This is a genomic window from Pseudomonas putida, assembly GCF_001976065.1.
GTDB lineage: Bacteria > Pseudomonadota > Gammaproteobacteria > Pseudomonadales > Pseudomonadaceae > Aquipseudomonas > Aquipseudomonas serbica.
In genome coordinates this window covers 357,050-377,442 of sequence record NZ_MNAH01000005.1, presented here as the reverse complement: position 1 = coordinate 377,442, position 20,393 = coordinate 357,050, and the positions used below count along the sequence as shown (strand labels likewise).

Sequence of the window (20,393 nt, the reverse complement as noted above, 5' to 3'; positions counted from 1 at the left end):
TCAGTGCTTCCGCGGGGCCAGGTAGCCCAGCCAGCGGCGCTCGGCCATCTTGAACAGCTTCACCAGGATGAAGGTCAGGCACAGGTAGAACACGCCGGCGGTGATGTAGGCCTCGAACGGCAGGTAGAACTGGGCGTTGACCGTGCGCGCGGCACCGGTGATATCGATCAGGGTCACGATGGACGCCAGGCTGGTGGTCTGCAGCATCATGATCACTTCGTTGCTGTACTGCGGCAGTGCGCGGCGCAGGGCCGACGGCAGCAGGATGCGCTTGTACATCTTGAAGCGCGACATACCCATGGCCTTGGCCGCTTCGATCTCGCCGTTCGGCGTGGCGCGCAGGCTGCCGGCGATGATTTCGGCAGTGTAGGCGCTGGTGTTGATGGCAAACGCGAGGCAGGCACAGAAGGTTGCGCTGGACAGCCACGGCCACAGGAAGCTTTCACGTACCGCTTCGAACTGCGCCAGACCGTAGTAGATCAGGAACAGCTGCACCAGCATCGGCGTGCCGCGGATCACGTAGGTGAAGAGCCAGGCCGTCATGTTGACGACTGCGTTCTTCGAGACGCGCATCAGGCCCAGCGGCAAGGCCGCCAGCAGACCGAAAAACAGCGACAGCGCGAGCAATTTGAGGGTGGTCACCAGGCCGCCGAAGTACAGCGGCAAGGCCTCCCAAATGACGTTGTAGTCGAAGATCATAGATCAGCCGCCCTTACGCCTACCGAGTAGCGCTTCTCAAGGTGACGCAATGCCAGCAACGAGACACTGGTGATCACCAGGTACATCGCCGCCACTGCGAGGAAGAAGGTGAAAGGCTCGCGGGTGGCATCTGCCGCCTGCTTGGCCTTGAACATCATGTCTTGCAGTCCCACCACCGAAATCAGCGCGGTGGCCTTGGTCAGCACCAGCCAGTTGTTGGTGAAACCCGGAATCGCCAGGCGAATCATCTGCGGCACCAACACCCGGAAGAACACCTGGAAACTGCTCATGCCGTAGGCCATGCCGGCTTCAGCCTGCCCCTTGGGAATCGCCATGAACGCACCACGGAAGGTTTCCGACAGGTAGGCACCGAAGATGAAGCCCAGGGTGCCGATACCGGCGGCCAAGGGGTTCAGGTCAATGTATTCGTCGAAACCGAGCAGCGGCGCGACACGGTTAAGCAGGTCCTGACCACCGTAGAAAATCAGCAGGATCAGCACCAGGTCGGGAATCCCGCGGATTACCGTGGAGTACAGGTCGCCCAGCCAGGCCAGCCAGCGCACCGGCGACAGACGCAGCGCCACGCCGATCAGGCCCAGGACAATGGCCAGGGCCATGGACGACAAGGCGAGCTGAAGCGTCAGCCAAGCGCCATCGAGGATGACAGCCCCGTAGCCTTTCAACATGATTCAGGTCCTCGAAAGTTGGGATGAAAAAATGGCGCAAACCTCAGAAAAACCTGTTGCTTGCGCCATTTCGGACGTGTCTGTTACTTGCCGTAGATATCGAAGGCGAAGTACTTGTCCTGGATTTGCTTGTACTTGCCGTTCTCGCGGATGGCCGTGATCGCGGTGTTGATCTTGTCTTTCAGCGCGTCACCCTTGCGAACCGCGATACCCACGCCGTCGCCGAAGTATTTGACGTCGGTGAACGCCGGGCCAACGAAGGCGAAACCTTTACCGGCGTCGGTTTTCAGGAAACCGTCATTGAGCAGCGTAGCGTCTGCCACGGTGCCGTCGAGGCGGCCGGCGGCCACGTCGAGGTAAATCTCGTTCTGCGAACCGTATGGCTTGATCTCGGCACCCAGTGGCGCCAGGACTTCGCGGGCGAAACGCTCGTGGATCGAACCACGCTGCACGCCGATGTTCTTGCCCTTGAGCTCGGTCAGACCTTCGCTGACCTGAGTGCCTTCCTTCATGACCAGGCGAGCTGGGGTGTTGTAGTACTTGTTGGTGAAGTCCACGGACTTCTTGCGGTCTTCAGTGATCGACATGGACGACAGGATTGCATCGATCTTGCGCACTTTCAGCGCCGGGATCAGGCCGTCGAACTCTTGCTCGACCCACACGCACTTGACCTTCATCTCTTCGCACAGGGCGTTACCGATGTCGTAGTCGAAACCCACGATGCTGCCGTCCGGCGCTTTGGAGGCGAACGGAGGGTAAGCCGCTTCGATACCGATCTTCAGGGGCTTTTCATCGGCGAAGGTTGGCAGGGACAGCACGCAGGACATTGCCAGGGCGCCAAGCAGCACGAGTTTCTTCATCTTGGGACTCCATCGGTAAAGGGCTAAAACGGCAGAGTGAGCGACAGCCCAATATGCGAATGAGTGAAACCGCAAAACGTTGCTGCGTCCTAGGATGCGGGCGTTGAAATTCAACACAGGCAATGACGAGCGAGTGATCGGCATTCTAACGACAGGCCCGGAGCCGATATTTCTTCAATGCGACAACTAGTTACAGATGCACCAAGAAAGCCGTTCGAGCACATTGACAGCCCTGCAAAATCATGCGAGAGCAAAAGACGGTAAACCGATCTGTATTGCAAGTTGCGGGCCTATTATTGGCAAACCCTTCTAATCCGGCAAGCGCAGCGTGGATTCTTATTTTTTGTGGAGGCATCCAACAGGGCTTCGCGTTTCCCAACGCCCCGAATTGGCGCAGCACGGTTACACATTCAGTAACCTGAAAGGTCGCAGGTAACAGTAGGAAAGATCCTACAGGGGAAGCCGATAATTATTGGCTGTTGTTTATGCGGAGCCTGTTCTGGCCCCTTCGCGGGCAAGCCCGCTCCCACAGGTTTCCATGGTGTGACACAGATCGCGCCCCCTCCATAGCCCCCTGTAGGAGCGGGCTTGCCCGCGAAGAGGCCAGCACTGCCAACACAAAACCCTCAGCCAACAAAAAGCCCCACCAGGCTCAACACCTGGCAGGGCTTCAATGACGCTGAACGCTACTTAAGCAACATTCATGGTCCGGTGCGTATCAATCAAATGCTGCACCACACCCGGGTCGGCCAGGGTGGAAATATCCCCCAGCCCATCGTACTCAGCCGTGGCAATCTTGCGCAGGATCCGGCGCATGATCTTGCCCGAACGAGTCTTCGGCAGCCCCGGCGCCCACTGGATCACATCCGGTGAAGCAATCGGGCCGATCTCCTTGCGCACCCAGTTTTTCAGCTCCAGGCGCAGCTGCTCGCTCGGCTCCTCACCATTTTTCAAGGTGACATAGACATAGATGCCCTGCCCCTTGATGTCGTGCGGCACACCAACCACCGCCGCTTCGGCGACTTTCGGGTGGGCGACCATCGCGCTTTCGATCTCGGCGGTGCCCATGCGGTGACCGGACACGTTGAGCACGTCGTCGACGCGACCGGTGATCCAGTAGTAACCATCGGCATCACGACGGGCGCCGTCACCGGTGAAGTACATGCCACGGAAGGTCTTGAAGTAGGTGTCGACGAAACGGTCGTGATCGCCGTACAGCGTACGTGCCTGGCCTGGCCACGAATCGAGAATCACCAGGTTACCCTCGGCCTCGCCTTCGATGATATTGCCCAGGTTGTCCACCAGTGCCGGCACTACGCCGAAGAACGGACGCGCCGCGGAACCCGGTTTCAGGCCATGAGCACCCGGCAGCGGGCTCATCAGGGTCGCGCCGGTTTCGGTCTGCCACCAGGTGTCGACGATCGGGCAACGGGATTGACCGACATTCTTGTAGTACCAGTCCCAGGCTTCCGGGTTGATCGGCTCACCCACCGAACCCAACAGGCGCAGACTGCTGCCATCGGCACCTTCTACGGCGGCCGTACCCGCGGCCATCATGGCGCGAATGGCGGTCGGGGCGGTGTAGAGGATATTGACCTTGTGCTTGTCGACGATCTTCGCCACCCGGGTGATGTCCGGATAGTTCGGTACGCCTTCGAACAGCAGCGTGGTCGCGCCGTTGGCCAGCGGGCCATAGACGATGTAGGTGTGGCCGGTGACCCAGCCGACGTCGGCGGTGCACCAGTAGACTTCACCCGGACGGTAGTCGAACACGCGCTCGTGGGTCATGGCCGCGTACAACAGGTAACCGCCGGTGGTGTGCTGCACGCCCTTGGGCTTACCGGTGGATCCGGAGGTGTAGAGGATGAACAGCGCTTCTTCGGCGCCCATCTCTTTAGGCGCGCAAACAGTGCCCGCCACTTTCATCAGGTCTTCGTACCAGATGTCCCGGTGCTGGTTCCACTTGATGTTGCCACCGGTACGCTGGCACACGATGACTTTCTGGATGCTGCTGGTTTCCGGGTTGGTCAGGGCGTCGTCGACGTTGGCCTTGAGCGGGATCTTCTTGCCGGCACGAATGCCTTCGTCTGCGGTGATTACCACTTTCGACTTGCAGTCGATGATGCGACCGGCCAGGGCCTCCGGCGAGAAACCGCCGAACACCACCGAGTGAATCGCGCCGATCCGGGTACAGGCCAGCATGGCGACCACGGCTTCGGGGATCATCGGCATATAGATAGTCACCACGTCGCCGCGGTGCACGTCCTGGCCACGCAGGGCGTTGGCGAACTTGCAGACCTGTTCGTGCAGTTCGCGGTAGGTGATGTTGCGGCTTTCGGCAGGGTCATCGCCCTCCCAGATGATCGCGACCTGATCGCCGCGCTCGGCCAGATGACGGTCCAGGCAGTTGTAGGAAACGTTGAGGGTGCCGTCGGCGAACCACTTGATGTCGACGTGGTGATCGTCGAAGGACGTCTGTTTCACCGTGGTGAAAGGCTTGATCCAGTCGAGGCGCTTGGCCTGTTCGCGCCAGAAGCCGTCCGGGTTGACGACCGACTGCTGGTACATGGCCTTGTAGGTCGCCTCGTCAGTCAGCGTGTTGGCCAGAACCTCGGGACGAACGGGATACAGGGAAGCCGCACTCATCTTTCTTACCTCGGTGGAATAGTTGTTTTTGTATGACCCTGTTGTAGCCCGGGCGGGGCCTATAGAACCATTCGACGATGGTAGTAACAAGCCCACACGAAATGTCCTGATACCCGCACGCATCCCACCCCCCCTGTGGGAGCGAGCCTGCTCGCGAAAAACCCGAGAACACCAAGGGGCATCAGACACAGCGCGTTATTGTTAACGATCATCGTCGGAACGCCGCCCGGAGCAAGCTCGCTCCTACAGAGGGTGCCCGGGGATTGTTACAAAATCCGCCAAAGGTGTTTATCAAAACCACGCCTATATGAATGCCACCCCCACGCCTAAAATTCGCTCCGCCAACCCGGCAAACTGAGTTAACCAAGTTACAGCCCCCACGAAGGCAGTTAACCCAAACCCAAGTAGTCCGATCCACACGCAACCCCAAAAAGGTTGCGTGACCCCACTCGACTTGAAAAAGGTAAACACTAGATGAAAGCTTTATTGGTTCTGGCCCTCAGCAGCCTGTGCGCAACCGCCATGGCAGACGAGGCCCAGACTGATGTCGCGCAGCAACAACCGGCTATCGAGGATTACACTTATTCGATGGACCTGGACATCGCCAAAGTTATTTCCATGAGCGAAGTCCCCAATGTGTGTGAAGTTGTGCCGATGAAAATGGAATATGACGACTCCAAAGGCCAGCGCCATATCCTGCGCTACAGCGTCATGGGTAACGGCTGCTCCAGCGGCTGATCTGACTGCGCCGAATCCGGCCGCTTCAGCGCTTAGCTGGAGGTCGATTCCAGCCCGGCTCGCGCCGGGCTCAGTTGTGTCTTAACTGGTCAAAAATCGCCCACAAACACAAGATGTAGTAAAAAAGGCGCTTTTCTGCTTACTTTTTGAGCAAAACCGATTCCCCGCCATTTGCGCAAAAAAAAATCTTCACCCGCCAAAGCCCTGTAAACCCTCGCTCCGACCGAAAAACCCGCCCTTTCCACCGCTCCATGCGCGGATTCGCCCCACCACGACCGTGAAAATTTCCCTATAATGCGGCCTTAAACGGGCCTGCAATATCCCCTTACAGGGATGAAAAGCCAGTCTGAAGCCCCGCAACGGCATTCGATGCCGATTGCGCCCATCAGTGGCTCTCGGAACCCCGTACAAAATTTATGTTTATTGCCTGCGTGTACCGCTGCAAAAAACGCTATCCAACGCGGCCAGCACCGCCGTGTGAAAAACCAACCCATCATTTTCACACGGGCACACTGGCCCTCACGCAGGAGACGACACGTCATGCTGAGCTGGGACGAATTCGACAAAGAAGACACGGAAGTAGCAGTCAAGAGCGCCAACGCTGGCCACGCCACCGAAGCCAACATGGACCGTCTCGACAGCGCCGGCGGTGCCGCCGCCCTCGAAGCGCGCGCCGTGACCGCCGCTGACTCTGCCGCCGTTGCCCGCGCCAAAGCCGCCCTGGACTCGCTCGACGTCGCCGAAGGCCTCGCCGAACTCGAAGGCGCCTCCGCCCGTGTCGCTGTCGATGAAAAGCGCATGATCAACTGCCGTGCCGACCTCAACCAGCTCGTACCTTTCAAGTACGACTGGGCCTGGCAGAAGTACCTGGACGGCTGCGCAAACCACTGGATGCCGCAAGAAGTCAACATGACCGCCGACATCGCCCTCTGGAAAAACCCGGAAGGCCTGACCGACGACGAGCGCCGCATCGTGATGCGCAACCTCGGCTTCTTCTCCACCGCCGACTCCCTGGTTGCCAACAACCTGGTGCTGGCCGTGTACCGCCTGATCACCAACCCGGAATGCCGCCAGTACATCCTGCGCCAGGCCTTCGAAGAGGCGATCCACACCCACGCCTACCAGTACTGCATCGAATCGTTGGCCATGGATGAAGGCGAAATCTTCAACATGTACCACGAGATCCCATCGGTCGCGAAAAAAGCCACCTGGGGCCTGAAGTACACCCGTTCGATCTCCGATCCAAAGTTCGAAACCGGCACCGTCGAAACCGACAAAGAGCTGCTGCGCAACCTGATCGCCTACTACTGCGTCCTGGAAGGCATCTTCTTCTACTGCGGCTTCACCCAGATCCTCTCCATGGGCCGCCGCAACAAAATGACCGGCGTCGCCGAGCAGTTCCAATACATCCTGCGCGACGAATCCATGCACCTGAACTTCGGCATCGACGTGATCAACCAGATCAAAATCGAAAACCCACATTTGTGGGATGCTGAAATGAAGGAAGAAGCTTCGCAGATGATTCTGCAAGGTACTCAGCTTGAGATCGAATACGCTCGTGACACCATGCCTCGTGGCGTGCTGGGCATGAACGCAGCGATGATGGAGGACTACCTCAAGTTCATCGCTAACCGTCGCCTGTCGCAGATCGGTTTGAAAGAAGAGTACCCAGGGACTACGAACCCGTTCCCTTGGATGAGCGAGATCATGGACTTGAAGAAAGAGAAAAATTTCTTTGAGACTCGCGTAATCGAATACCAAACCGGTGGTGCGCTTAGCTGGGATTGATTCCTTGGCAAGCCACGATTCAGCGATTTGAATCGCTAAATCGAACATCTAAAAGCCCCGATCTGATCGGGGCTTTTTTTGACAGCAGGAAAACCCCTACAGCATTTCCAGCTGCATCCGCATTGATGACCATTCAAAGCCATTCTAATCTCTGCTGCAGGTGCCTAAGAAACGCCCAACGTAGAAGCTAACCTCACACACAGAACGCATGCTGCTACCAGCAAGTAAGCGCATTCGTGTGTGGGCAAACAGCTTCGTTGGGATTCTTAGGTCCTCTACGTTGGGCTCCGGCCCTCTTCAAATTCAAACGTAGAGGTAATGGAAATGCCTGCACAAACTCCACACCGATCGGTAATGACCGATCCTCTCAGTTCGACAGTCTTCCACCGCCATAACCTCCCACTCCACGCCCTCCTCCTTGAAAACCAACCATGGTTCTGTGCCCACGATGTCGGTCGATTGATGGGTTTTCACTTGAGTGAGCGCATGCTCAACAAACTGGACAAAGACCAGCATCGCGCGTTGTGGATTGAGTATTACCGACAACCGAAAAAACAACTGATGCTCAGTGAGTCCGGCGTGTATGCGCTGTTGGTGTATCACTACGCACCCGGAAATCGGTTGTTGCGTGAATGGCTAACCCATCAGGTCGTACCGGCTTTACGAGATGCTGATCAACCGAAGAACTCGGATCGGCCGATGTTGAGTTTGTTGGATTGGCCGGAGATGTCCTTAAGTCTGTTGTGTTGGCAAGATGAAGGTTGGATTCGGCTGCGCGATATGCCTTACCTACTGCATGATCACACGCAGCGGAGAGCGCCTGTCGCTAGGCCTTGGTGGCGGAGAGTCGTGCAGGTGTTTCGGTCGTCGAAGCATTCGATGACGCGCTTGTAGGATCCTCTTCAAGATCTGTCGCTATTTCTTGTAGGAAATTTCGTAGACAGTCGTAGTGGCCACTCAGTATCGTCCGAGGGTTTTCAACTCTCGGCGATTGTATGAGCGAAAAGATAAAAGACGGCGACTGGAGCGTTTCTGAGATCAAGGCCGCGGTAGATGCCTATCTGAAGATGCTCGCGCTAGAGCTAAGCGGGCAAAAATTCGTGAAGACTAAAGTGAATCTGGCTCTACGCGAAACAGCCTTACCCACCCGCACCAAAGGCTCCGTCGAATTCCGGATGCAGAACATCTCTACGGTTCTGATGAAGATGGATCGGGAGTTCATCAAGGGATACAAGCCTGCCAAGAATGTTGGTTCGAATGTTGAGCAGTTAATTCAGGCCGCGCTCACCGAACGAGGCGTTCAGCCTGGCGACCCCACCGCTCCGACAGATGACGAACAAACCCTAGAGCGTCGTGCTGCTGCGCTTCAAAAGCTAAAGATCAAGAAGCCGCCAGAAGGCATTAAGAAACCGAAACGAGCGGCGAGCTCAAGCACAGTTTTTGTCCGTGACCCCGAGGTGCGAGCGTGGGTGCGAAATGAAGCCGAAGGTCATTGCGATGGCTGTGGCGAACCTGCCCCGTTTCAAAAACTTGGGTTGCCTTATCTAGAAGTTCACCACGTTAAGCCGCTCGCCGAAAAAGGCTCGGATCAAGTCACCAACGCCGTAGCGCTGTGCCCAAACTGCCATCGTCGCTGTCACCATTCGAGCGACAATGAGGAGTTCACCGCTTCGCTTTATAAGAAGGTCAGACGGTTGATTCCTGAGTAATCGAACTCTGTGTCGGGATCGCTTATCCGCTTTGCCGACTCAGCGAAGTCCAAAGCAACTGCATGACCAGAAAGTTTGATGCGGACCAGAGACAGATGATGCTCATTGACCTCTATGCTGCCGCGAAAGATCATCTGGGTAGTAATAGTCCTTGCGGCCTTTACTGCTTCGCGGCGTGTCGTTCATATCACTGTCGAAGCGACCAGCCACCAATTCATCCCGGGGCAACGTACCCCATTCGGCGGCGCAACCTTCGAAGATCCAGGCAATTTCATTGAGGTGTTTTTGCGCACCGCGATGCCCGCGTTTGTAAAACACGTACTCGCGGCAACTCTCCTAGAAGCGCTACATCATCGGCTCGTCATCGACCCAATGAAGGATGTCGTGGTGGCCCGCATGGCGGATCAGGCCATTTATCCAACGCTCGGCAAAACGATCGACGAAACCTTCAATATCCGCTTTGTTCGCGTCCGCGAATATCATGCAATACCGGGTTTGCACATGGATGACGAGCAGCACGTGCTTGCGTTGAACGGTAATAGTGTGGACCAGCCACTGCTCGGCTGACGCATCAGGCACATCGTCTTCAATAACGTACGATGGTGGTTTGTCCACCGGAGTAATTTTCTTCATGCTCAAGGAGTTGTCGACAGGAGGATCGCCAGTGCGGGCAGAATGGACGCTAGCCATCACCCTCAACTGAACATTCAACCGTCTATTAGCATTTTTTAATGAGTCACCTATAGTCAATATCATCGGCAAAGAAAATAGATATCCAGTATAAAAAAAGCCCGAAACACAGACTGCGCCTTATTATTCTCTCACATGCCTTTTCGTTAGAGTAGCGATAGAGATTAGCCGCAACGACAGTCAACAAACCAACTGCGAACATAATCAATGCCAGCGCAGGAACTGCAACCCCAAGACCGTTGAACGCCAACAACCTGGATCTCACACGCCCTCCCCCATAAGGCAATACGATATGATTGTAATAAATCGAATAACCAGCCAACAGCAAACAACACAGGGAAATAACACTGAGCAAGACCTTCAACCTTACAGAGGCCTGCTTCAGCATATTCACTCCTCTCGCATCATGCAGTGATTTTCTACACGTATAGCAGAGTCCACCCTTAATTCGCGCCATATTCACTTCGTTTGTCACGCTACAATGCTTGCATTTTTTTGCTAACAGCTTTACTTTTCCACGCACCATCAGACCGCCCCCCCGCCCACCAGCCACTCCTCCGCTAAAACTCCCCAACTCTGTTAGTCGGACTCGTTCACATGCGTCGATACTTCCTGCAACGCAAACCTTTTGAACCTTCATGGCAGATGCCCCGCCATCAATGGCGATACAGAGCCAACCGCCGTAATTAACGTACTTCGAAGCCTTCGCCACGCCTTCAAGATGGGTGGCGTAACCTGGAATTTGCCCCCCGGGACTGGCATTGATCGAGTGGTGGATCAGGCTTTGGCTGGAAATACCCAACATTTTTTCAAGTTAATGTGGTGTGGAAAACCGATCCCTTTTCGGGTCAGTGCCGTCATACGGACAAAAGGGGACAATTATTTCCATTCGAAAGCGTGAATAATAAATCATCCCCCTTTTTAGTCAGTCAAGTATTCCTGACCCTCTTATACAGACCAATAATGCCATGGAGATGAAAATAACTATAAACCCCCATTGCAGCGCTATAAGCTTTCGCCTGAGGTGCAAAGGGAAGTTTCTAATATCTTCAGCATCAAGGACGCCTTGCTTCAAAAAAAATCGAGGAAATGTCAAAACAAAAGATATCCCTCCTACTAACTGCATTTTACCGTAAGGGCCGGAGTGTTTGTGCGTAGCGCTAGTTATGCTTGATGAACTATTTTTGAAATGCTTAGTCATTTCTTCGCTTTGGGTATATCCCAAGTAAAGAGCGAGTGCAATACAAATGAACAGGCTAACAATCACGATGCAACTCAAGCTACCAACAACCAGTCCTGCGGTAGTCATTTCATCGCCTCATAAATTACTTCACCAGCCATTTCACCTAGCTGACCACCCAATGCACCACCCGCATAAGAGCCAACGCCAACCACGACGATACTGCATGCCAACGTCCCTATCCCGCCTGTAGGCACCCCCAACCCAATGCAAAGTGCACCGACAACGGGGGCACTTAACATCCAGCCAGCACCCATGCCACCGCCGATACCCACAACAAAGCTTCCTGTCTCGGTAAATCTAACACGCTCGCAAGCTTCGGAACTTCCCGCCGTACACACATCCTGCACCTTTAAGACAGATGCTCCTCCGCCGACGACCGTCCCGACCCAACCGCCGTATTTGACGTATTTAGAAGCCTTCGCCACACCTTCAAGATGGGTCGCATGACCCGGTATTTGCCCCCCGGGACTGGCATTGGTCCAGTGGTGGACCAGGCTTTGGCTGGAGATACCCAACATTTTTTTCAAGTTGATATGGTCAGGGAATCCAATGCCCTTGCGGGTCAGTGCCGTCATATGGCTGTTCAGCTGTGCGAGCAGACGCTGGCGCTCTGCAAAGAACGCTGGCGAGCGCAGGTGCCCATCTCTTTGAAGCGTATTCCGTTGCAACGCTTCGATATCACTCAAGGCATTGCCTACGTTATCCAGGTTGTTCTTGAAAACGCTCGCGCCAATGCCGATAGCGTTCGAGCCATAGGTCAGGAAGGTCTGGATGACATCACGGTGTTGCACCATGAAATCCGCTTCTTCAGGGCTAAGCGTTTCAATGATCTGGTTGGTCTTGGCTGCCACATCCATGAGCAGGGCTTCTTCACGGGTGCATTGGTAATTTTGGGGGTCGCTCAGCACGACCATCGAGCCGGCTTTGACGTCGCGCAGGTTAGGATTGAGCAACTTGAATTTGCCCATCACCGCCGGGTCACGCACGGTGAACAAGGAGGCTTCAATCTGCTCACGGGTGGTGCTTTTCGGCACGATGTAGAAGCCCGGTTCCTGGGCTGCTGTAGTGCCCAGGGGCACTGGCTTGGAAGTGCTCGACGCAGACGCGAAACCGGCTGGCCGTGGCGCTGCCGGATTGCTGGCGAGAGGTGTGGTGGGTTGGGCCACGGCCCTTGTGGTCTGGGGCGCAGCACTGCTACGCGACTCATAAGTGGCAGTAAAAACCGACGGGATCAACCTGGCTCTGCAAGGGCAGGTGCTGTAGCTGTCCAGCGAGCCCGCCACGATCCTGCCATGACTGTTGATGTAAGAGACGCCTCCCACGATGGTGTAGGTTTCGTCGTTTTTTCCGCAGGAAACGCGGTCGCCTTCACGCGCATGGGCGATACCAAACATCATGACGCGTGTATCGGCTTCCAAAACCTTGCCGCCGCAAGTGGTCTCGTCACCCAGGCGAATGAAATGTCCTTTGGCCATTGCTGATCTCCCTCTCTGCTGGCGCCCCATTTATGGAAAGCGCACCACTGTTCACGATCGATAAGCCGACTCAGGATGAGTGGCTTAACGCAAAGTACGTGGACAAAGAGGAAACTCAAGATGGTCTAGAAAATCAGGAAAGATCCCACAAGCCATGCAGAAAAAGCCGACGAAAATGGAGATAGGCGAAAATGATCTGTTCAACCAGCTCACTCAATCCGCTCGACTCAACGAAGTCCACAACAACTGCGCCGCATACCCCCGATACGGCCGCCACCCTTCAGCCCGCGCCAACAAATCCCGAGCCGTCACCGCCCCACCCTCCAATGCCGCCAGCGCATTGATCAACCCCACATCCCCATTCGGCAACCCATCCATCTCCCGTAATTGCCGCAGGGCAATGTACTGCGCCGTCCAGTCACCAACCCCATACAACCCCAGCAACCGCGTCACTCCGCCCTGCCGACCAGGCTCAAACAATAGAGGATCATCGAGCAAGGCCTGAGCCACACCCGACAGCGTACGGCCACGGCTTTTCGGCATCCCCAATGTCGACAGGTCCGCCGCCGCCAACACCGCAGCCTCAGGAAACACGTGGGTCAAGCCGTCGTGCGGCGAGGTCAGTGGCGCGCCGTATTGCGCCACCAGTTTGCCTGCCAGTTTGATGGCCGCGCCTACGCTGATCTGCTGCCCCAACACGGCGCGGATCGCCAGTTCCAGACCGTCCCACGTCCCTGGTACGCGCAGTCCCGGACGCTGTGCGATCAGGCGTGCCAGCAAGGGATCGGCCACCAGGTGACGTTGCATGGTGACCAGGTCGGCGTCCAGGTCAAACATCCGCCGCAGCCTGGCGACGATCTCGGGTACTGCGTTCGCATCGGGGAAGTCGAGGGTCAGTTCCAGTGAGTCTGCGGTCGCAGGCTTGATCGAGAGTGTGCCGTGAAGTCCGTTCAAGCCGATGCTGCGCGAGTAAACGCCGTCGACCACTGCTTCGATTCCGGTAATCGCCCGTGCCGACAGAAACCCCAGCATCGCCGGCCAGTCGTAGGGCGGCTGGAATGCCAGTAGCCGCTTCACAGCCGCAGCACCCCGCTGTACAGCGCATACGCGGCCAAGCCGGCTCCGCTGATGACGCAGGTAAAGATGCCCTTCTCGAGGGTGGTGAACACTGGCTTGCCCTGTTCGCGCCTGGCCTTGGCGAACAGGATCACGCCCGGCGCATAGAGCAAGGCGGAGAGCAGCAGGTATTTCAAGCCACCGGCGTACAGCAGCCACACCGCGTAGCACAGGGCGACGCCGCCGATCAGCAGGTCTTTGGTCCGCTCGGCGGAGGCGTGCTCGTAGGTTTCACCGCGTCCGCTCAACAACACGGCATAAGCCGCCGACCACAGGTAGGGCACCAGGATCATCGATGAAGCGAGGTAGATCAGGCTGGTGTAGGTGCCGGCGGAGAATAGCGTGATCAGCAAAAACAGCTGGATCATCACATTGGTCATCCACAGCGCATTGACCGGCACGTGGTTGGCGTTCTCCTTGGTCAGGAACGCCGGCATGGTCTTGTCCTTGGCGGTGGCAAAGAGGATTTCGGCGCACAGCAGCGCCCAGGACAGCAAGGCTCCCAGCAGTGAAATCCCCAGGCCGACGCTGATAAGCAATGCGCCCCAGGGGCCGACGATGTGCTCGAGCACCGCGGCCAGCGACGGGTTCTGCAAGGTGGCCAGTTCCGGCTGGCTCAGGATGCCCAGCGACAGCACGTTGACCAGCACCAGCAATGCCAGCACCCCGAGAAATCCGATGACCGTGGCCCGGCCCACGTCGGCACGTTTCTCGGCCCGCGCGGAATAGACGCTGGCGCCCTCAATGCCGATGAACACGAACACCGTGACCAGCATCATGTTGCGCACCTGGTCCATCACGCTGCCGAAACTCGGGTTGCTGCGCCCCCAGATGTCACGGGTAAAGACGTCAGCTTGAAAAGCCACGGCGGCGATGACGATGAACATGATCAGCGGCACAATCTTCGCCACCGTCGTCAGCAGGTTAATTAAGGCTGCCTCCTTGATCCCGCGCAGCACCACGAAATGCACCGTCCACAGCAGCACCGAGGCACAGGCGATGGCGATCGGGGTGTTGCCTTCGCCGAACACCGGGAAGAAAAACCCCAGGGTGCTGAACAGCAATACGAAGTAACCGACGTTACCGAGCCAGGCGCTGATCCAGTAGCCCCAGGCGGATGAGAAGCCCATGTAGTCGCCAAAACCGGCCTTGGCGTAGGCGTACACTCCTGAGTCCAGTTCCGGCTTGCGATTGGCCAGGGTCTGGAACACGAAGGCCAGGGTCAGCATGCCGATGGCAGTAATTCCCCAGCCAATCAATATCGCACCGGCGTCGGCCTTGGCCGCCATGTTCTGCGGCAGGGAAAAGATTCCTCCGCCAATCATCGACCCCACCACCAGCGCGATCAATGCGCTCAGGCGAAGCTTTTGCGTGGATTGCGACATTGGCTGCGTCTCCGTTCCCAGGGGCGGCAGTCGCCGCGAGATCGTCACAAAAACCTGCATTACTTAAATGAATGAAGCGTAATGACGTTTATTCGATAGCGCCAACCAACGCCCTTTGTTGCGAAATGTGACGAAATGCAATGCATATAATCATTCGCTTTATACAAGTTAGCTTATAAGCCATTTCCATTCTGACAAGACTTGAGGAAAATTTGCGGATTGGTAAAAACGAACTAGCTTCATAAATCGCAAGGAATGCGAAAAATTTCCAACAATCTCAACGAGGCGTCTGAAACGCGCATTGCCGGCAGTAGCCATGTGCAAGTCAATTATTCAGTTATTAAAAATGGAATGAAGACTTTCTCTGATCTAAGTCATCTGACTGCAAGGTCGACGCACTTAGTCTGTTGTCTCACTTCTCCTGCAATGGAGTCATGCAATGTCTGAAGCCCCCGGAAAACTGAAACTTGGCGCACTGGTTGCGTTGGTCGTCGGTTCGATGATTGGTGGCGGTATCTTTTCCTTGCCACAGAACATGGCGGCCAGTGCTGACGTCGGCGCCATCCTGATTGGCTGGGCGATTACCGCTGTCGGCATGCTCACCCTCGCCTTTGTGTTCCAGACGCTGGCCAACCGCAAACCTGACCTGGACGGCGGGGTGTACGCCTACGCCAAGGCCGGTTTCGGCGACTACATGGGTTTCTCGTCAGCCTGGGGTTACTGGATCAGTGCCTGGCTGGGCAACGTTGGCTACTTCGTGCTGTTGTTCAGCACCCTGGGCTACTTCTTCCCGGTGTTTGGCGAAGGCAACACCGTCGCCGCCGTGGTCGGCGCGTCCGTGTTGCTGTGGGCCGTGCATATGCTCGTGCTGCGGGGGATCAAGGAAGCGGCGTTCATCAACCTGGTGACCACGGTCGCCAAGATCGTACCGTTGATCCTGTTTGTGCTGATCGCGATTTTCGCCTTCAAGCTGGAGATCTTCACCGCCGACATCTGGGGCCTGAAGAACCCGGACCTGGGCAGCGTGATGAACCAGGTGCGCAACATGATGCTGGTCACCGTGTGGGTGTTCATCGGCATCGAAGGCGCGAGCATTTTCTCGGCACGTGCGGAAAAACGCAGCGATGTGGGTAAGGCCACGGTGATCGGCTTTATCACCGTGCTGCTGATTCTGGTGCTGGTGAACGTGCTGTCGCTGGGCATCCTGACCCAGCCGGAACTGGCCAAGCTGCAGAACCCTTCGATGGCCGCCGTGCTGGAACACGTGGTGGGCAAGTGGGGGGCGGTGCTGATCAGCGTCGGCCTGATCATCTCGTTGCTCGGTGCGCTGCTGTCCTGGGTGCTGCTGTGCGCGGAGATCATGTTCGCCGCCGCCAAGGACCACACCATGCCGGCGTTCCTGCGCAAGGAAAACGCCAACCAGGTACCGGTCAACGCCCTGTGGCTGACCAATGCCATGGTGCAGATATTCCTGATCATCACACTCTTCTCGGCCAGCACCTACCTGTCGCTGATCTATCTCGCCACCTCGATGATCCTGGTGCCGTACCTGTGGTCGGCGGCGTACGCCCTGTTGTTGGCCGTGCGCGGCGAAACCTACGAAGGCGCGGCGAGCGAGCGCCAGAAGGATCTGATCATTGGCGCGGTGGCGCTGATCTACGCGGTCTGGCTGCTGTACGCCGGGGGCGTCAAATACCTGCTGCTCTCGGCCCTGCTCTACGCGCCCGGCGTGATCCTGTTCGCCAAGGCCAAGCTGGAACTCAAGAAACCGGTTTTCACCAACGTCGAGAAGCTGATTTTCGCCCTGGTGATCGTCGGCGCCCTGGTGGCGGCCTACGGTCTCTACGACGGCTTCCTGACCCTGTAACACGACTGTCTTGCCCTCTGGAGGTTCACTGAAATGACCACGGAAAAAGTTAAGTACGGCGTCCATTCCGAAGCCGGCAAACTGCGCAAAGTCATGGTTTGCTCCCCCGGCCTGGCCCATCAGCGGCTGACCCCGAACAACTGCGACGAATTGCTGTTCGATGATGTGTTGTGGGTGGCCCAGGCCAAGCGCGACCATTTCGATTTCGTCACCAAAATGCGCGAACGCGGTGTCGATGTGCTGGAAATGCACAACCTGTTGACCGACATCGTCGCCATCCCCGAAGCCCTGGACTGGATTCTCGAACGCAAGATCACCGCCGATTCGGTGGGCCTGGGCCTGATCAATGAAACCAGTTCGTGGCTGCGCAGCCTGGAGCCGCGACACATCGCCGAGTTCTTGATTGGCGGTGTCTCTGCCGATGACCTGCCGGACAGTTTCGGCGGCAAGACCATCCAGATGTTCCGAGAATTCCTCGGCCACTCCAGCTTCATCCTGCCGCCACTGCCCAACACTCAGTTCACCCGCGACACCACCTGCTGGATCTATGGTGGCGTCACGCTCAACCCGATGTACTGGCCGGCGCGTCGCCAGGAAACCCTGCTGACCACCGCCATCTACAAGTTCCACCCGCAGTTCACCAACGCCGAATTCGAAATCTGGTACGGCGACCCGGACAAGGACCACGGCAGCTCAACCCTTGAAGGCGGCGACGTGATGCCGATTGGCAACGGCGTGGTGTTGATTGGCATGGGCGAACGCTCCTCGCGCCAGGCCATCGGCCAACTGGCAGTCAGCCTGTTCAAGAACAAAGCAGTGGAGAAAGTCATTGTCGCCGGCCTGCCGAAATCCCGAGCGGCGATGCACCTGGACACCGTGTTCAGTTTCTGCGACCGCGATGTGGTGACCATCTTCCCGGAAGTGGTGAACCAGATCGTCGCCTTCACCCTGCGCCCCGATGAAAGCAAACCCGGTGGCATCGACATCCGCCGCGAAGAAACCAACTTCCTCGACACCGTGGCCCAGGCCCTCAACCTCAAGGCCCTGCGCGTCGTCGAAACCGGCGGCAACAGCTTCGCCGCCGAACGCGAGCAATGGGACGACGGCAACAACGTGGTCGCCGTAGAGCCCGGCGTGGTCATCGGCTACGACCGCAATACCTACACCAACACCCTGCTGCGCAAGGCCGGGGTGGAGGTCATCACTATCAGCGCCGGCGAACTCGGTCGCGGTCGCGGCGGCGGCCACTGCATGACCTGCCCGATCATCCGCGATCCGATCGACTACTAACCCATCAGCGTTGGCCCGCGCGAACCTGTGCGGGCCAACGGGATACCCGACACCTTAGGAGATCCAAAATGGCGTTCAATATCCATAACCGCAATCTGCTGAGCCTGGAACACCACACCCCTCGCGAATTGCGCTACCTGCTCGACCTGTCACGCGATCTCAAGCGCGCCAAATACACCGGCACCGAACAGCAACACCTCAAGGGCAACAACATCGCGCTGATCTTCGAAAAAACCTCGACCCGCACCCGCTGTGCGTTCGAAGTCGCGGCCTATGACCAGGGTGCCAACGTTACCTACATCGACCCGAACTCCTCGCAGATCGGCCACAAGGAAAGCATGAAGGACACCGCCCGGGTGCTGGGGCGCATGTACGACGCCATCGAGTACCGTGGCTTCAAGCAGGAAATCGTCGAGGAGCTGGCCAAGTTTGCCGGCGTGCCGGTGTTCAACGGCCTGACCGATGAATATCACCCGACGCAAATGATCGCCGACGTGCTGACCATGCGTGAAAACGCCGACAAACCGATCCACGAAATCAGCTACGCCTACCTTGGGGATGCGCGTAACAACATGGGTAATTCGCTGCTGCTGATCGGCGCCAAACTCGGGATGGACGTGCGCATCTGCGCGCCGAAAGCCCTGTGGCCGCTGGACGACCTGGTGGCCCGCTGCAAGAAGTACGGCGAAGAAAGCGGTGCGCGCATCACCCTCACCGAAGACCCGAAAGCGGCGGTCAAGGGCGTGGACTTCATCCACACCGACGTCTGGGTCTCCATGGGCGAACCGGTCGAAGCCTGGGCCGAGCGCATCCAGCAACTGCTGCCGTACCAGGTGAATGCCGAACTGATGAAAGCCACCGGCAACCCGCGCACCAAGTTCATGCACTGCCTGCCGGCGTTCCACAACAGCGACACCAAGGTCGGCAAGCAGATTGCCGAGCAGTACCCAAACCTGAAGAACGGCATCGAAGTGACCGATGACGTGTTCGAGTCGCCGGCCTGCATCGCCTTCGAGCAAGCGGAGAATCGCATGCACACGATCAAGGCGATTCTGGTGTCGACCTTGGCTGACCTCTAAAGACCGACCCGGCTCCCACTGAAGGAACAGGGTCAATGTGGGAGCGGGCTTGCTCGCGAAAGCGGTGTGTCAGTCGACATCATTGTTTCCTGATAAACCGCATTCGCGAGCAAGCCCGCTCCCACACTGGCCCGATTCCAACCGGGAGACCGCGTTGCTTGCAAACTCTTTGTTTAGAAGGACATGCACCATGCGTATCGTCGTTGCTCTGGGCGGTAACGCCCTGCTCCGCCGGGGTGAACCCATGACCGCGGATAACCAGCGCGCCAACATCCGGATCGCCACCGAGCAGATCGCCAAGATTCATGCCGGCAACCAACTGGTCATCGCCCATGGCAATGGCCCGCAAGTCGGCCTGCTGTCGCTGCAAGCGGCGGCCTACACCTCGGTGTCACCTTACCCGCTGGACGTGCTCGGCGCCGAAACCGAAGGCATGATCGGCTACATCATCGAACAGGAACTGGGCAATCTGCTGGACTTCGAAGTGCCCTTCGCCACCCTCCTGACCCAGGTCGAAGTCGATGCCAACGACCCGGCCTTCCAGAACCCGACCAAACCCATCGGCCCGGTCTACTCCAAGGCCGAAGCCGAAAAACTCGCCGCTGAAAAGGGCTGGGCGATTGCCCCCGATGGCGACAAATATCGCCGCGTGGTCGCCAGCCCCAAACCCAAGCGCATCTTCGAAATCCGTCCGATCAAGTGGCTGCTGGAAAAAGGCAGCATTGTGATCTGTGCTGGCGGTGGCGGCATCCCCACCATGTACACCGCACCCGGCAAGCTTGAAGGCGTCGAAGCGGTGATCGACAAGGACCTGTGCTCGGCGCTGCTGGCCGAACAGCTTGAAGCTGACCTGCTGGTGATCGCCACCGACGTCAGCGCTGCGTTCATCGACTTCGGCAAACCGACCCAGAAGAGCATCTCCCAGGCGCACCCGGACGAAATGGAAAAGCTCGGCTTTGCCGCCGGCTCCATGGGACCGAAAGTGCAGGCAGCCTGCGAATTCGCGCGCCATACTGGAAAGGTCGCGGTGATCGGCTCACTCGCGGATATCGAAGCGATCGTCCAGGGCACGGCCGGCACGCGCATCAGCACGGCGACACCTGGCATTACCTACTTGTAAGG

The 20,393-nt window shown here is 57.4% G+C and carries 17 protein-coding genes and 1 pseudogene; 8 read left to right on the top strand and 10 right to left on the bottom strand.

The window, feature by feature from the left end; genetic code table 11:
* The 4 genes from BKX96_RS20195 to acs all read right to left on the bottom strand — a co-directional run bounded on the left by BKX96_RS20195 (position 1) and on the right by acs (position 4,891).
* Positions 1 to 699, bottom strand: a complete 699-nt coding sequence (locus tag BKX96_RS20195) for an ABC transporter permease (RefSeq protein ID WP_046819609.1) — start codon at positions 697 to 699, stop codon at positions 1 to 3.
* Positions 696 to 1,385 (bottom strand): ABC transporter permease, encoded by a 690-nt coding sequence (locus tag BKX96_RS20190; RefSeq protein ID WP_047532379.1) that lies wholly within the window; start codon positions 1,383 to 1,385, stop codon positions 696 to 698. The genes BKX96_RS20195 and BKX96_RS20190 overlap by 4 nt, the downstream gene beginning before the upstream one ends.
* A gap of 83 nt (positions 1,386 to 1,468) precedes the next feature.
* Positions 1,469 to 2,245: an L-arginine-binding protein AotJ gene (gene aotJ / locus BKX96_RS20185; protein ID WP_046819607.1), complete on the bottom strand. Its 777-nt coding sequence runs from the start codon at positions 2,243 to 2,245 to the stop codon at positions 1,469 to 1,471.
* A gap of 690 nt (positions 2,246 to 2,935) precedes the next feature.
* Complete coding sequence (acs, locus tag BKX96_RS20180; protein WP_046819606.1) at positions 2,936 to 4,891, bottom strand: acetate--CoA ligase; 1,956 nt, start codon at positions 4,889 to 4,891, stop codon at positions 2,936 to 2,938.
* A 474-nt stretch (positions 4,892 to 5,365) separates the two neighbouring features.
* On the opposite strand from acs, the gene BKX96_RS20175 reads away from it, so the two are divergent.
* The 4 genes from BKX96_RS20175 (at position 5,366) to BKX96_RS20160 (ending at position 9,126) form a co-directional block, all read left to right on the top strand.
* Positions 5,366 to 5,629 (top strand): DUF2790 domain-containing protein, encoded by a 264-nt coding sequence (locus BKX96_RS20175; RefSeq protein WP_046819605.1) that lies wholly within the window; start codon positions 5,366 to 5,368, stop codon positions 5,627 to 5,629.
* A gap of 540 nt (positions 5,630 to 6,169) precedes the next feature.
* On the top strand, positions 6,170 to 7,417 hold the full coding sequence (locus tag BKX96_RS20170) for a ribonucleotide-diphosphate reductase subunit beta (RefSeq protein WP_007978181.1): 1,248 nt from the start codon (positions 6,170 to 6,172) through the stop codon (positions 7,415 to 7,417).
* A gap of 354 nt (positions 7,418 to 7,771) precedes the next feature.
* Complete coding sequence (locus BKX96_RS20165; protein ID WP_046819604.1) at positions 7,772 to 8,311, top strand: BRO-N domain-containing protein; 540 nt, start codon at positions 7,772 to 7,774, stop codon at positions 8,309 to 8,311.
* A gap of 101 nt (positions 8,312 to 8,412) precedes the next feature.
* On the top strand, positions 8,413 to 9,126 hold the full coding sequence (locus tag BKX96_RS20160; RefSeq protein WP_077185298.1) for an HNH endonuclease: 714 nt from the start codon (positions 8,413 to 8,415) through the stop codon (positions 9,124 to 9,126).
* 129 nt (positions 9,127 to 9,255) lie between these two features.
* Here the strand turns inward: BKX96_RS20160 and BKX96_RS33275 are convergent.
* From BKX96_RS33275 to arcD (BKX96_RS20130), 6 genes and pseudogenes are all read right to left on the bottom strand, one after another.
* Positions 9,256 to 9,816, bottom strand: a pseudogene (locus BKX96_RS33275) (DUF6933 domain-containing protein); the annotation flags it as partial.
* Between the two features lie 46 nt (positions 9,817 to 9,862).
* Positions 9,863 to 10,618: a hypothetical protein gene (locus BKX96_RS33440; RefSeq protein ID WP_179092162.1), complete on the bottom strand. Its 756-nt coding sequence runs from the start codon at positions 10,616 to 10,618 to the stop codon at positions 9,863 to 9,865.
* 123 nt (positions 10,619 to 10,741) lie between these two features.
* Positions 10,742 to 11,125: a hypothetical protein gene (locus BKX96_RS20145; RefSeq protein WP_046819600.1), complete on the bottom strand. Its 384-nt coding sequence runs from the start codon at positions 11,123 to 11,125 to the stop codon at positions 10,742 to 10,744.
* Positions 11,122 to 12,534, bottom strand: a complete 1,413-nt coding sequence (locus BKX96_RS20140; RefSeq protein WP_077185296.1) for a PAAR domain-containing protein — start codon at positions 12,532 to 12,534, stop codon at positions 11,122 to 11,124. Before BKX96_RS20140 ends, BKX96_RS20145 begins: the two co-directional genes overlap by 4 nt.
* 213 nt (positions 12,535 to 12,747) lie before the next feature.
* Positions 12,748 to 13,611: a DNA-3-methyladenine glycosylase family protein gene (locus BKX96_RS20135; protein WP_077185295.1), complete on the bottom strand. Its 864-nt coding sequence runs from the start codon at positions 13,609 to 13,611 to the stop codon at positions 12,748 to 12,750.
* A complete protein-coding gene (arcD, locus tag BKX96_RS20130; RefSeq protein ID WP_077185294.1) occupies positions 13,608 to 15,035 on the bottom strand; it encodes an arginine-ornithine antiporter in 1,428 nt (475 codons plus the stop codon). Before arcD (BKX96_RS20130) ends, BKX96_RS20135 begins: the two co-directional genes overlap by 4 nt.
* Positions 15,036 to 15,474: 439 nt before the next feature.
* Between arcD (BKX96_RS20130) and arcD (BKX96_RS20125) the strand changes: the two genes are divergently transcribed.
* From arcD (BKX96_RS20125) to arcC, 4 genes are all read left to right on the top strand, one after another.
* On the top strand, positions 15,475 to 16,902 hold the full coding sequence (arcD, locus tag BKX96_RS20125) for an arginine-ornithine antiporter (protein ID WP_077185293.1): 1,428 nt from the start codon (positions 15,475 to 15,477) through the stop codon (positions 16,900 to 16,902).
* 33 nt (positions 16,903 to 16,935) lie between these two features.
* On the top strand, positions 16,936 to 18,192 hold the full coding sequence (gene arcA / locus BKX96_RS20120) for an arginine deiminase (RefSeq protein ID WP_046819595.1): 1,257 nt from the start codon (positions 16,936 to 16,938) through the stop codon (positions 18,190 to 18,192).
* 68 nt (positions 18,193 to 18,260) lie between these two features.
* Positions 18,261 to 19,271, top strand: a complete 1,011-nt coding sequence (locus BKX96_RS20115; RefSeq protein WP_046819594.1) for an ornithine carbamoyltransferase — start codon at positions 18,261 to 18,263, stop codon at positions 19,269 to 19,271.
* A gap of 190 nt (positions 19,272 to 19,461) precedes the next feature.
* On the top strand, positions 19,462 to 20,391 hold the full coding sequence (arcC, locus tag BKX96_RS20110) for a carbamate kinase (RefSeq protein ID WP_046819593.1): 930 nt from the start codon (positions 19,462 to 19,464) through the stop codon (positions 20,389 to 20,391).
* Positions 20,392 to 20,393 lie beyond the last annotated feature (2 nt).

Excerpts from the sequence above, each read along its gene's own strand:
- BKX96_RS20195 (WP_046819609.1), bottom strand. The coding sequence starts at position 699 with ATGATCTTCGACTACAACGTCATTTGGGAGGCCTTGCCGCTGTACTTC.
- BKX96_RS20190 (WP_047532379.1), bottom strand. The coding sequence starts at position 1,385 with ATGTTGAAAGGCTACGGGGCTGTCATCCTCGATGGCGCTTGGCTGACG.
- aotJ (WP_046819607.1), bottom strand. The coding sequence starts at position 2,245 with ATGAAGAAACTCGTGCTGCTTGGCGCCCTGGCAATGTCCTGCGTGCTG.
- acs (WP_046819606.1), bottom strand. The coding sequence starts at position 4,891 with ATGAGTGCGGCTTCCCTGTATCCCGTTCGTCCCGAGGTTCTGGCCAAC.
- BKX96_RS20175 (WP_046819605.1), top strand. The coding sequence starts at position 5,366 with ATGAAAGCTTTATTGGTTCTGGCCCTCAGCAGCCTGTGCGCAACCGCC.
- BKX96_RS20170 (WP_007978181.1), top strand. The coding sequence starts at position 6,170 with ATGCTGAGCTGGGACGAATTCGACAAAGAAGACACGGAAGTAGCAGTC.
- BKX96_RS20165 (WP_046819604.1), top strand. The coding sequence starts at position 7,772 with ATGACCGATCCTCTCAGTTCGACAGTCTTCCACCGCCATAACCTCCCA.
- BKX96_RS20160 (WP_077185298.1), top strand. The coding sequence starts at position 8,413 with ATGAGCGAAAAGATAAAAGACGGCGACTGGAGCGTTTCTGAGATCAAG.
- BKX96_RS20145 (WP_046819600.1), bottom strand. The coding sequence starts at position 11,125 with ATGACTACCGCAGGACTGGTTGTTGGTAGCTTGAGTTGCATCGTGATT.
- BKX96_RS20140 (WP_077185296.1), bottom strand. The coding sequence starts at position 12,534 with ATGGCCAAAGGACATTTCATTCGCCTGGGTGACGAGACCACTTGCGGC.
- arcD (WP_077185294.1), bottom strand. The coding sequence starts at position 15,035 with ATGTCGCAATCCACGCAAAAGCTTCGCCTGAGCGCATTGATCGCGCTG.
- arcD (WP_077185293.1), top strand. The coding sequence starts at position 15,475 with ATGTCTGAAGCCCCCGGAAAACTGAAACTTGGCGCACTGGTTGCGTTG.
- arcA (WP_046819595.1), top strand. The coding sequence starts at position 16,936 with ATGACCACGGAAAAAGTTAAGTACGGCGTCCATTCCGAAGCCGGCAAA.
- BKX96_RS20115 (WP_046819594.1), top strand. The coding sequence starts at position 18,261 with ATGGCGTTCAATATCCATAACCGCAATCTGCTGAGCCTGGAACACCAC.
- arcC (WP_046819593.1), top strand. The coding sequence starts at position 19,462 with ATGCGTATCGTCGTTGCTCTGGGCGGTAACGCCCTGCTCCGCCGGGGT.